Below are 11,894 nucleotides of genomic sequence, written 5' to 3'. Positions count from 1 at the left end.
GGCACGTCCCGCACAGCCTACGAGTCGTCCGGGCTGCACATCACGGCGCGATGTTGCGCAGCGACCGGTGCTTCGTTGCGCGGATCGGGCCTCATCCGGCGTTTCGTTGCGTCTCGCGGGCCGCGCGGCCCAGCACCAGGGCGATCATCCGGTCGGTGCCGGCGGCCCCCGCCCACGCCGTCAGCGCAGGTGGTAGCCCCCTCAGGTGCACCTGCTCGGACCACGTGACGCGCGAGCGGCCCGGGCCGGCGTCGGCGACCTCGATGCGCGCCGACCCGAGCAGCACGGGCCCGAGCTTGACGAGCACCGCCACGCCCGGCGCGGCACCCAGCGGCGGGTCGAACCGCTCGATGCGCATCCGGTCGACCAGCCCGCCGCCACCGCGACGCGCGCGCGGTCCGGTCACGGCCACCACCAGGTCCCCCGGCTCCGGGGGTGACGACGGTGCGCAGGGCCGCCACCCGGCGCCGTCCGGGCGGTGGAGGGTCACCCGCGTGGCCGGCACCCAGCGGCCGTGGTGGCGGACGTCGGCGACCAGCGCCCAGGCCTCGTCGGCACCGAGCGCGAGCGTCCGCTGCACGCGCGCCCACGGGAGCGACCGGGGCGGATGAGACGGTCCTGCGGGCACCGGACACCCCCTCGTGCGGCGCTGGCCCGATCCGGGCGCAGGGACCATCTTGCTCCCCGGAACGCCCGGCGGGGCGGTGGCGGGGCCGACGCGTCGCCGCAGTCCCGGGCGCGCGGCACCCCCGCCGCCGCGGGTAGCCTCGCGGCCATGCAGACGAGGACGCTGGGCAGGACCGGACGGGACGTCGGGGTCGTGGGGCTGGGCTGCTGGCAGCTCGGCGCGGACTGGGGCGAGGTCGCCGAGGACGACGCGCTCGCCGTGCTCGCCGCCGCAGCCGACGCGGGCGTGACGTTCTTCGACACCGCCGACGTGTACGGCGACGGCCGCAGCGAGACGCTCATCGGGCGGTTCCTGGCGGACCGGCCCGCGGACGCCGCGCGGATCACCGTCGCGACGAAGATGGGCCGCCGCGCGGACCCGCACGTCGCGGAGGCGTACACGCTCGACGCGTTCCGGGCCTGGACGGACCGTTCCCGCGCCAACCTCGGCGTGGACACCCTCGACCTGGTGCAGCTGCACTGCCCGCCGAGCGTCGTGCTCGACCGGGACGCCACGTACGACGCGCTCGACACGCTGGTCGACGAGGGCCGCGTCGCCGCCTACGGGGTGTCCGTCGAGACCGTCGACGAGGCGCTCGCGGCGATCGCCCGCCCGCACGTCGCGACGGTGCAGATCATCCTCAACGCGTTCCGGCGCAAGCCGCTCGAGCGGGTGCTGCCCGCCGCCGCGCAGGCCGGCGTCGGGATCATCGCGAGGGTCCCGCTCGCGAGCGGCCTGCTGTCCGGGAAGTACGACGAGCACACGCAGTTCGCCGCCACGGACCACCGCGCCTACAACCGGCACGGCGAGGCGTTCGACGTCGGCGAGACGTTCTCGGGCGTGCCGTACGAGGTCGGCGTGGCGGCGGCCCGCGAGGTCGCGGCGCTGACCCCCGAGGGCGCGACGACCGCCCAGCTCGCGCTGCGGTGGATCGTCGACCAGCCCGGGGTCTCGACCGTCATCCCCGGCGCCCGCAACCCCGAGCAGGCGCGCGCCAACGCCGCCGCGGCGTCGCTGCCCGCGCTGGACGAGGCGACCCAGGACGCCCTGCGGGCGATCTACGACGACCGCATCCGGGAGCACGTCCACACCCGCTGGTGACCCGGCCCGGGCCCGCCCGCGACGCGGGCCCGGCCCGGGTGCGTCCGCGTCGTCCTGCCATCGAGGTTGCAGTAGTTGCGGGGTTCGCGCGTCGCAACCCCGCATCTGCTGCAACGTCGATGGGTCTGGGCCCAGGTGCGGGTGGTGAGAGGCCAGGAAACGGCGGTCGCGCGGCGGTTCGGTGCCCGGGTACTGGCCTCTCGATGCGTCTGGCGGGTGTGTGCTCGGGGCGTGGCCTCTGGCTGCACGCGGCCCGGGTGCGTCCGCGTCGTCCTGTCGTCGAGGTTGCCGTCGTTGCGAGGTTCGCGCGTCGGAACCCCGCATCTGCTGCAACGTCGATGGGTCTGGGCCCAGGTGCGGGTGGTGAGAGGCCAGGAAACGGCGGTCGCGCGGCGGTTCGGTGCCCGGGTGCTGGCCTCTCGATGCGCCCCGCGGGTGTGCGCTCGCGGCGGGCAGGGGGTCGGTCCGCGGGGGCGGGTCGCGGACGGGCGGGCGGCGGGCGCGCGGCCGTGTGCCGGGGTGCGCGGCCCGGGCCGCGGGGCGGCCCGCGGGGTCAGCGCGGCGGGGCCGGGGTGCCCTCGGGGAGCAGGCGGGGTCAGCGCGGAGGGACCCGGGTGCCCTCGGGGAGCAGGCGGGGCTCGGCGCCGGTCTCGACGACCAGGACGCGGTCGCCGAACGCCGCGGGTGCCGGGCCGAAGGCCTGCTGGGCGCCCTCGATGACGGTGCGCGCGAGCGCCCGCGCGCCGGCCACGCCGATCACGGCCCCGATGCCGAACGGCACGAGCCTCCCGAACGCGAGGCCGCTCTGCCGGGCGAGCTGCCGCCGGAACAGCTGCCGGGTCAGCCGGGTGTTGACGCGGCGGATCGTGCCGGTCGGCATCCGGGTCAGCAGGGCGCGGGCGACGGAGACGGTGCGGATGCCGCCGGCGTCGGCCACGGCCTTGACGCCGGTCTCCCCGAGGATCGTGGCGAGCAGCAGCGCCCGGCGGCGCTCCGCGTCCTGGACGTCGATGCCGTGCACGCTCGCGACGGCCAGGGAGAACGCCGCGGACGCACCGAAGAACGTCGCCACGTCGCCGAGCGTCAGGGCCAGCGCGACGCCCGTGCCGACCGCCGGGGCGGCGGCCGCCGCGCCGACGGCGCCACCGGTGCCCTGGACGAGCAGCAGGTACTCGCGCTCGAGCAGCCCGACGAGCTGCTGCGGCGTGGCGTCGGGGTGCTTGCGCCGGAGCTGGTCGACGTGCGCGTGGACGGTCGCGGACGGGATCGTCACGGCCCGGTCCAGGGCCGCGTCGACCAGCGGGGTGCGGCGCGTCACGGGCTGACGACCTCGAGGTCGACCGTCGCGCCGTGCTTGAGGGTGCGGCCCACGGTGCAGTGCTGGTCGACGGCCCGCTGCACGACGCGCAGCAGCCGGTCGCGCGTGGCCTCGTCGAGGCCGCTGAGGTCGACGACCATCCGCTCCTGCAGCGCGGGGTAGCGGTCCTCGGTGGGGTGGTTCGCGCCCTCGACCTCGACGGTGACCTCGACGTCCGGGCCGAGCCGGTGGCTCAACGCCGTGTCGGCGGACATGCCGGAGCACCCGGCGAGCGCGATCTTCAGCAGCTCGCCGGGCGTGAACACCGCGCCGGCCTCGACGGGGCCGATGCTGACCTCAGCGCCGCGGCTGTTGCGACCGGTGTACGTGCGGGTGCCGGTCCGCTCGACCCAGAGCCGGGTGGACTGCGCGGGGGCCGTGGACGGGACGTGCGCCGTGGCGTCCGGCGCGGACGGGGTCTCCATGACGCCCGATCCTCGCACGCACCCGCGCGTGCGGCAGACCGTGCGGCAGACCGTGCGGCGGTCGGTGCGGCGCCGCGACGGGCCGCCGCCGGCGCCTCGGCGCTCGCGGCGGGCACCCGCGGCAGGTCCGCCGGCCCGCCGTGCGTCCGGTCCGCTCCGGAGGGTGCGGCCCGTCGCGCGGCGGCGACGGCGACGGGGGAGGACCGGGCCGGGTGCTTGACCCCCGCAGCCCGAGGGCTTAATTTGTGACTAAAGGTAGTCATGAACGAAGGAGTTCGCGTGTCCGTCACGGCGCGGGGAGAACAGGTCCCGGCGGCAACGCTCGCCCTGCTGGGCACGCGGGGCCCGCTGGGCCGCGCGGAGATCGCGCGGCTGCTCGGCGTCAGCCCGGCGACCATCACCCAGGTGACGCGCGAGCTGGTGGAGCGCGGCATGGTCGTCGAGCTCGACACGGCCCCGAGCCAGGGCGGTCGCCCGGCCCGGCTGCTGGGGCTCAGCGGCGCCCAGGCCCGGGCGATCGGCGCGAAGGTCACCAACGACCACGTCGCGGTCGTCTCCGTCGGGTTCGACGGCGAGGTCCGCGGCCAGGCCACCTACCCGTTCGACCCGTCCCGGCCGGACGCCCTCGACGCGCTCGGCCACGTGCTGCGGGAGGCCGTCGCGGCCGAGGACGGCCCGGTGCTGGGAGTGGGGATCGGTCTGCCCGGCTCGGTGGACGCGCAGGACTCCGGCGTCGTCACCGCGCCGACCCTCGGCTGGACGGCGGTGCCGGTCGGCGCGGCCCTGCGGCACGCGCTCGGGGTCCCCGTGCTGGTCGAGAACGACGTCAACGCCCTCGCGGTCGCCGAGCGGCTGTACGGCACCGGCCGGGGGCACCGGACGTTCCTGGTCCTGACGATCGGCCGCGGCATCGGCTGCGGCCTGGTGGTCGACGGCGGCATCTGCCGCGGGGCCGGCGGCGGCGCCGGGGAGATCGGCCACGTGCCGGTGGCCGAGGACGGGCCGGTGTGCGAGTGCGGCAACCGGGCGTGCCTCGAGGCCGTCATCGGCGACGCCGCCCTGCTGGCCCGGGCGGTCGAGCGCGGCGTGGTCGCGCCGGGGGACGGCGTCGCCGGGCTGGTCGCCGCCGCCGACGCGGGGGACGCGGTCGCGCAGGAGGTCTACCGGGAGGCCGGGGCGCTGCTCGCCCGCACGCTGGCGGGCGTCGTGCACGTGATCGACCCGGAGGTCGTCGTGCTGCTCGGCGAGGGGATCCGCGCCTGGCGGCACTGGGAGCGCGGGTTCGACCCGGTGTTCCGCGCGCACCTGCTGCCGTCGCGGCGCTCGCTGCCGTTCGTGGTGGAGCCGTGGGCGGAGGACAAGTGGGCGCTCGGCGCCGCGACGCTCGTGCTCGCCACCCCCTTCGACGTCAGCGGGGCGTCCGGCGACCAGGGCCGGCTGGTGCTGGCGCGGCTGCAGGAGGCGACGTCGTGACGACGACCAGCCCTGCTGCGGCCGCCCGCGAGGTCGCCCGGCCCGCCACCACCCGCCCCGTGCGGTCCTCCGACGGCCGCACCGCCCGCACCCGTCGCTGGCGGAACCGCGCGTGGGTGCTGTTCTTCCTGCTGCCCAGCGCCGTGCCGCTCGCGGTGTTCACGCTCGCGCCCATGGTGTCGTCGCTGTGGGTGAGCCTGCACTCCTGGAACCTCATCTCCCCGATGGAGTGGGTGGGGCTGGGCAACTACACGGAGCTGCTGACGTCGCCGACCACCTGGAAGGTGCTGGGCCACACGCTCGGGTACATCGTCGGGTACCTGCCGCTGGTGTACGCCGGCGGCCTGGGGCTGGCGGTGCTGCTCAACCGGGCGATGCGGGGCCGGGCGTTCTTCCGGGCCGCGTACTTCCTGCCCGTCGTGACGTCGTGGGTCGTCGTCGCGCTGGTGTGGCAGTGGCTGCTCAACCCGTCGAACGGCCTGGTGAACCAGCTCCTGGCGCCCGTGCTCGACGCGGTGAACGGCGTGCTCGGCACCGAGCTCGCGCCGCCGGGGTGGTGGACGGACCCGCAGTGGGCGATGCCCTCGGTGGTCCTGGCGTCCGCGTGGAAGGACCTCGGCTTCGTCATGGTCATCCTGCTGGCGGGGCTCCAGGCGATCCCCGGCGACGTGCTGGAGGCCGCGCGGGTCGACGGCGCGAGCGCGTGGCAGCGGTTCTGGCGGATCACGTTCCCGCTGCTGTCCCCGTCGACGTTCTTCGTGGTCGTCATCTCGCTCATCAACGGGTTCCAGGTGTTCGACCAGGTGTTCGTCATGACGGGCGGCGGGCCGTCCGGCGCCAGCCAGGTCGTCGTCGGGCAGATCTACGACCTGACGTTCCGGTACGGCCGGGCGGGGGAGGCGTCCGCGCTGTCCTGGATCCTCTTCGTCCTGATCCTCCTCGTCACCGCCGTGCAGATGCGCGGCCAGCGGAAGTGGGTGACCCATGCCTGACACGCTCGCCCCCGCCGCGCCGCCCGCCCCCGCGGCGCCCGCCGCCGGTCCGGCACCCGCCCGCCGCCCGCGCCGCGGCGCCCGCCACGCGCTCGGCCGCGTCGGCCTGTACCTGTCCGTCGCCGTCGGCGCCGGGGTGATGCTGTTCCCGTTCCTGTGGACCGTGGTCACGTCGATCACCCCGAGCGGCTCGCTGTCCGGCGGCCCGTCGCTGCTGGTCGAGGACCCCACGCTCGACGCGTACCGCACCCTGGGGGAGTCCCTGCCGATCTGGCGGATCGTCGCGAACTCGTTCCTCGTCGCGATCGTCTCGACGGTGCTGCAGCTCGTCACCGCGTCGATGGCGGCGTACGCGTTCGGGCGGATGGAGTTCCGGGCGAAGCCGGTGGTGTTCGCCGCCTACCTCGCGACGCTGATGATCCCGCTGCAGGTGCTCGTCGTCCCGCTGTTCATCCAGATGACGCGGCTGCGGCTCAACGACACGTACTTCGCGCTGCTCGCCCCGACGATCGCGTCGGCGTTCGGCATCTTCCTGCTGCGGCAGGCCGTCGAGGGCGTGCCGCGGGAGCTCGACGAGGCCGCGACGCTCGACGGCGCGGGGCACCTGCGCATCTTCGGCACCGTCGTCCTCCCGCTGGTGCGGCCGGCCCTCGCGACGCTCGCGGTGTTCGCGTTCATGGGCTCGTGGAACTCGTTCCTCTGGCCGCTCGTCGTCATCCGCTCCCCGGAGCTCATGACGCTGCCGCTCGGCCTGGCGACCCTCCAGGGGCAGTTCACCACCCAGTGGGACGTCGTCATGGCCGGGTCCGTGGTCTCGATCCTGCCGATCGCCCTCGTCTACCTCGTGGCCCAGCGCCACATCATCGCCGGCATGGCACACACCGGCCTCAAGTAAGCACCACCCACACCCCCACTGGAAGGAGAGGCTCCCATGGCCTCCAGCATCTCCGGGCGCAAGGTCGCGCTCGTCCCGCTCGCCCTCGCCGGGGCGGTGGTGATGGCCGGGTGCGCACAGGGCTCCGCCACCTCGGGCGGCGCCGCGACCGACGGGCAGACGGTCGTCCGCTACATGAACTTCACGTCGAACGACGGCCACGAGGAGGACCTCGACGCGATCGTCGCCGCCTACGAGGAGGAGCACCCGGACGTCGACGTCCAGGTCGAGACCCTCCCGTACGCCGACTACTTCACGAAGCTGCAGACCGCGTTCGCGGGGCAGACCGTCGCGGACGTCGTCGACCTCAACTACGAGAACTTCGTGTCGTACGCCGAGGCCGGCAGCCTCGCGCCGCTGGAGGACGTCGACACCGCGCCGTACCAGGGCAGCCTGCTCGAGTCGTTCCAGCTCGACGGCACGCAGTACGGCCTGCCGTCGTCGTACTCGAACGTCGTGCTGTTCTACAACAAGGGCCTGTTCGACGCCGCCGGCCTGGACTACCCGACCGCCGACTGGACGTGGGAGGACGAGCAGGCCGCGGCCACCGCGCTCACCGACGCGGGCGCCGGGGTGTGGGGCGACTACCAGCCGGTGTCGTTCCACGAGTTCTACAAGGCGCTGGCCCAGGCGGGCGGGGAGTTCTTCACCGAGGACGGCTCCGCCACGGCGTTCGACAGCCCCGAGGGCCTGCGCGCGGCGCAGTGGCTCGTGTCCAAGCCCGGCACCGTCATGCCCACGGAGGCGGACGGCGCGGGGACGCCGGACTTCGACACCGACCTGTTCAAGGCCGGCAAGCTCGCGATGTGGCACTCGGGCATCTGGATGTTCGGCGGCCTCGCGGAGGTCGACGGGCTGGACTGGGACATCGTCGTCGAGCCGGGGGAGACCACCCACGCGTCCGCGCTGTTCACGAACGGCGTCGCCGTCGCGGCGTCGTCGGAGGTCAAGGAGGCCGCGCAGGACTTCGCGCAGTTCCTCACGGCGTCCTCGACGGCGGTCGACACCCGCGTGGCGTCCTCGTGGGAGCTGCCGCCGGTGGACGACGCCGACGCGCTCGCCCCGTACCTGGAGCAGACGCCGCCGGCCAACCGCCAGGCCGTCCTCGACGCGCTCGACACCGTCGCGCTGCCGCCGGTCATCGCCTCGCAGCAGGAGATGCAGGACGCGGTGAACGAGGAGCTCTCGAACGCCGCCGCCGGCCGCAAGACCGTCGAGCAGGCGCTCACCGACGCCGCCTCGCGCGTCGACGCGCTGCTCGGCTGACGCGCCGTCCGCCCGCCGCCCGCCGCCCTGCCGGCGCGCGGCGGGCGGGCCCCGCCCCCTTCTCGATCCGCACCACCCCCGGGACCGTTCCATGACCCTCACCGCCCGGCCGGCCACCGCGTCGTCCACCCCGTCGACGGAGCGCCTGCGCGCGCTCGTCCGCACCTCCGCCGAGGTGATCGCCCGGCACCAGGACCCCGGCGGCGCCTACCCGGCGTCGCCCACGTTCAGCGCCTACCGCGGGTACGCGTGGCTGCGGGACGGCTCGTTCACGGCCGAGGGCATGTCCCGGTACGGCGACGCGGCCGGCGTCGACCGGTTCCACGCGTGGGCTGCCGGGGTGCTGACGAGCCGCCGCGCCCAGGTCGCGGACGTGCTCGCCCGCCGCGACGCCGGTGAGGAGGTGCCGCTGACCGACCTGCTGCCGACGCGGTTCCGGCTGGACGGCTCCGACGGCCAGGACCCGTGGTGGGACTTCCAGACCGACGGGTACGGCATGTGGCTGTGGCAGCTCGTCACGCACGCCGCCCGGCACGACCGGCCCCTCGAGCCGTACCGCGAGGCCGTGGCGGTGGCCGTCGACTACCTGTGCGCCACGTGGGACCGGCCCTGCTACGACTGGTGGGAGGAGCACGTCGAGCAGCGGCACCCCTCGACGCTCGCCGCCGTCCGCGCCGGCCTGCTCGCCGCGGCGGGGGCGACGGGCGACGACGGCGCCCCGCTGCTGGACGCCGGCAGGTCCGCCCGCGCCAGGGAGGCCGCCGAGGCCGCCGCCGCGCTGGTCGCGACCGCCGGCGTCACGGCCGGGCGCGCCGCCGACCCGGACGCGCCGCACCTCGCGAAGTGGTGCGGCTCGGACGCCGTGGACGCCTCGCTCGCGTCCTGCGTCGTGCCGTTCGGCCTGGTGCCCGTCGGCTCGCCCGTCGCGGAGGCGACGCTGGACGCCGTCGCCCGGGACCTCGACGTCGACGGCGGGGTGCACCGGTTCCGCGCCGACGTGTTCTACGGCGGCGGCCAGTGGCTGCTGCTGTCCGCCCTGCTCGGCTGGAACCACGCCGCCGCCGGCCGCACCGACGCCGCGTGGGCGCACCTGCGCTGGATCGCGGCGCACGCCGACCCGGCGACGGGGGAGATGCCCGAGCAGGTGCCCGACCACCTGCTGCACCCCGGTTCCCGCGACGAGTGGGTGGACCGCTGGGGGACCGTCGCGCAGCCGCTGCTGTGGTCGCACGGCATGTACCTGATCCTCGCCGACGAGCTCGGCCTGCTCGGCCGGCCCGACCAGTCCGGCACCGACGACGCCCCGGAGGCTTCCCGATGACCTCGACCGACGACCGCGCCGCCGCCCGCACCGAGGCGGCGGCCCCCGCGCGGCCCGTGCTCGCCCACCGCCCTGTGCTCGCCCACCGCCCCGCCGGCATCGGCCACCCGTACGCCGCGTCCGCCGACCAGCGCCTTCCCGTGCACCCGGGCGTCGGCGACCGGCCCGCGCTCGGCGTCGTCGCGACCGGCCTGCCCGCGGGCGCGTCCGTGGTCTGCGAGTGGGCCGCCGGCGACGAGGTCACCGTGCTGCCGTGCGAGCCCGGGTCCGTCTCGCCCGCCGACGCCGCGGCGCTCGCGGGCGGGGACGGGCACCTCGCGGCCGCGCAGGCGGGCCAGCTCGCCGCCGACGGCGCCTGGCACGTGACCGGCCCGGCGCTCGCGGCGGGGGTGCGGTACCGGTACCGGTTCGTCGTGACGGGCGCCGACGCGGCCGCGGACGACATCGTCGCGACGCCGTGGTCCGAGGTCTCGGCGGGCGCGTGGGCCGACGTCCCGGACGCCCCCGTCACGGTCGGCGGCGTCCCGGCCGCCGCGCACCCGCGCGTCGTGCCCGGGTCCGTGCGGGTGTGGCGCGACCTCGACGGCGCGCGCCGGGTGCGGTTCGCGTTCCGGCTCGCCCCGTCCGAGCACGTCGTCGGGTTCGGCGAGCGGTTCGACGCCGTCGACCAGCGCGGCCGCCGCCTGGACGCCGTGGTGTTCGAGCAGTACAAGTCGCAGGGCGCGACCGGCCGCACCTACCTGCCCATGCCGTTCGCGCACGTCGTGGGCGGCGACGGCTGGGGGTTCCACGTCCGCACGTCGCGGCGCACCTGGTTCGACGTCGGGGCGTCCACACCCGACGAGCTGGTGGTGGAGGCGCTGGTCGGGCCGGACGCGGCGCTCGACGTCGCGGTCTACGACGGCACCCCGGCGCAGGTGCTGCGGGCGTTCGGCGACGAGGTCGGCCGCGCCGAGGAGCTCCCGGACTGGGTGCTGCGCCTGTGGGCGTCCGGCAACGAGTGGAACACCCAGGCGATCGTCATGGACCGCATGGACGCCCACCGCGACCTGGGCATCCCCGTCGGCGTCGTCGTCATCGAGGCGTGGTCGGACGAGGAGGGCATCACGATCTTCCGCGACGCCCGGTACGACGTGCACCCGGACGGCGCACCGCACCGCGCGGCCGACTTCACCTACCCGCCGGACGGCGCCTGGCCGGACCCGCGCGCGATGGTCGACGAGCTGCACGCCCGCGGCACCAAGGTCGTGCTCTGGCAGATCCCGCTGCTCAAGACGGAGCACGACCTGGGCCCGGACGTCCCGCACGACGCGCAGGTGCTCGCCGACGGCCGCGCGATGGTGGCCGCCGGGCACGCGGTCCGGGAGGCCGACGGCACGCCGTACCACAACCGCGGCTGGTGGTTCCCGCAGGCGCTGATGGCCGACCTGTCCACGCCCGAGGGCCGCGCGTGGTGGACCGAGCGACGGCGCTACCTGGTCGAGGACTACGACGTCGACGGCTTCAAGACCGACGGCGGCGAGCACGCGTGGGGCGACGACCTGCGGTACGCCGACGGCCGCCGCGGCGACGAGGGCAACAACCTCAACCCGGTGCACTACGCCCGCGCGTTCGGCGACCTGCTGCGGTCTGCCGGCAAGGCTCCGGTGACGTTCTCCCGCGCCGGGTTCACCGGCTCGCAGGCGCACGGCCTGCACTGGGCGGGCGACGAGAACTCCACGTGGGAGGCGTTCCGCTGGTCGATGACCGCGGGCATCACCGCGTCGGCGTCCGGCATCGTCTACTGGGGCTGGGACCTCGCCGGGTTCTCCGGGCCGGTGCCCGACGCCGAGCTGTACGTGCGGGCGGTCGCCGCGGCGACGTTCTGCCCGGTCATGCAGTACCACTCGGAGTTCAACCACCACCGGCTCCCGCTGCGGGACCGCACGCCGTGGTTCGTGGCCGAGGTGAACGACGACCCCACGGTGGTCGACGTGTTCCGGCGCTACGCGCTGCTGCGCGAGCGGCTGGTCCCGTACCTGGCCGCGGGCGCCCGGGCGGCCATCGCGACCGGCGCGCCCCTGATGCGCGGGCTGTTCGTCGACCACCCGCACGACCCGGCCGTGTGGGAGCGGCCCGGGCAGTTCCTGCTGGGCGACGACCTGCTGGTGCACCCCGTCACGGAGCCCGGAGCCACCACCTGGGACACCTACCTGCCGGCGGGCGACTGGGTCGACGTGTGGACCGGGGAGCCCGCCGCCGGGGTGCCGCACGGCGACGGCGAGGTCGTCACCCGGGAGGTGCCGCGGGACGTCGTGCCGGTGTACGCGCGGGCGTCGGCCTGGGACGGTCTCGCGGCGGTGTTCGGGGAGGGCTGAG

At 75.7% G+C, this 11,894-nt stretch carries 10 protein-coding genes; 7 read left to right on the top strand and 3 right to left on the bottom strand.

All coding sequences use genetic code 11. The features are described from left to right. Positions 1-91: 91 nt before the first annotated feature. Complete coding sequence (locus tag P9841_RS07680) at positions 92-580, bottom strand: SRPBCC family protein (RefSeq protein WP_283321476.1); 489 nt, start codon at positions 578-580, stop codon at positions 92-94. Between the two features lie 195 nt (positions 581-775). On the opposite strand from P9841_RS07680, the gene P9841_RS07675 reads away from it, so the two are divergent. Further along, positions 776-1,768, top strand: coding sequence for an aldo/keto reductase (locus P9841_RS07675; protein WP_283321475.1), 993 nt, complete (start codon positions 776-778; stop codon positions 1,766-1,768). A gap of 595 nt (positions 1,769-2,363) precedes the next feature. Here the strand turns inward: P9841_RS07675 and P9841_RS07670 are convergent. Next, positions 2,364-3,086: a hypothetical protein gene (locus P9841_RS07670; protein ID WP_283321473.1), complete on the bottom strand. Its 723-nt coding sequence runs from the start codon at positions 3,084-3,086 to the stop codon at positions 2,364-2,366. Further along, positions 3,083-3,550: an OsmC family protein gene (locus tag P9841_RS07665; protein ID WP_283321472.1), complete on the bottom strand. Its 468-nt coding sequence runs from the start codon at positions 3,548-3,550 to the stop codon at positions 3,083-3,085. Before P9841_RS07665 ends, P9841_RS07670 begins: the two co-directional genes overlap by 4 nt. Before the next feature lie 279 nt (positions 3,551-3,829). Here P9841_RS07665 and P9841_RS07660 point away from each other — a divergent pair, with 279 nt between their 5' ends. The 6 genes from P9841_RS07660 to P9841_RS07635 all read left to right on the top strand — a co-directional run bounded on the left by P9841_RS07660 (position 3,830) and on the right by P9841_RS07635 (position 11,893). Continuing rightward, entirely contained in the window at positions 3,830-5,023 is a 1,194-nt protein-coding gene (locus tag P9841_RS07660; RefSeq protein ID WP_283321471.1) for an ROK family transcriptional regulator, read from the top strand. After that, positions 5,020-6,015, top strand: coding sequence for a carbohydrate ABC transporter permease (locus P9841_RS07655; protein ID WP_283321470.1), 996 nt, complete (start codon positions 5,020-5,022; stop codon positions 6,013-6,015). The genes P9841_RS07660 and P9841_RS07655 overlap by 4 nt, the downstream gene beginning before the upstream one ends. Then, complete coding sequence (locus P9841_RS07650) at positions 6,008-6,910, top strand: carbohydrate ABC transporter permease (protein ID WP_283321469.1); 903 nt, start codon at positions 6,008-6,010, stop codon at positions 6,908-6,910. Before P9841_RS07655 ends, P9841_RS07650 begins: the two co-directional genes overlap by 8 nt. Before the next feature lie 36 nt (positions 6,911-6,946). Then, positions 6,947-8,215, top strand: coding sequence for an ABC transporter substrate-binding protein (locus P9841_RS07645; protein ID WP_283321468.1), 1,269 nt, complete (start codon positions 6,947-6,949; stop codon positions 8,213-8,215). A gap of 91 nt (positions 8,216-8,306) precedes the next feature. Next, the gene (locus tag P9841_RS07640; RefSeq protein WP_283321467.1) at positions 8,307-9,536 is read left to right on the top strand and encodes a glycoside hydrolase family 15 protein; all 1,230 of its coding nucleotides are present in this window, start codon (positions 8,307-8,309) and stop codon (positions 9,534-9,536) included. After that, positions 9,533-11,893: a glycoside hydrolase family 31 protein gene (locus P9841_RS07635; protein WP_283321466.1), complete on the top strand. Its 2,361-nt coding sequence runs from the start codon at positions 9,533-9,535 to the stop codon at positions 11,891-11,893. Before P9841_RS07640 ends, P9841_RS07635 begins: the two co-directional genes overlap by 4 nt. Position 11,894: the final 1 nt, after the last annotated feature.

It is taken from the genome of Cellulomonas sp. ES6, assembly GCF_030053835.1.
Classification (GTDB): Bacteria; Actinomycetota; Actinomycetes; order Actinomycetales; family Cellulomonadaceae; genus Cellulomonas.
Note: the sequence above shows the minus strand (reverse complement) of the source record. Positions and strands in the feature narration are given on the sequence as shown.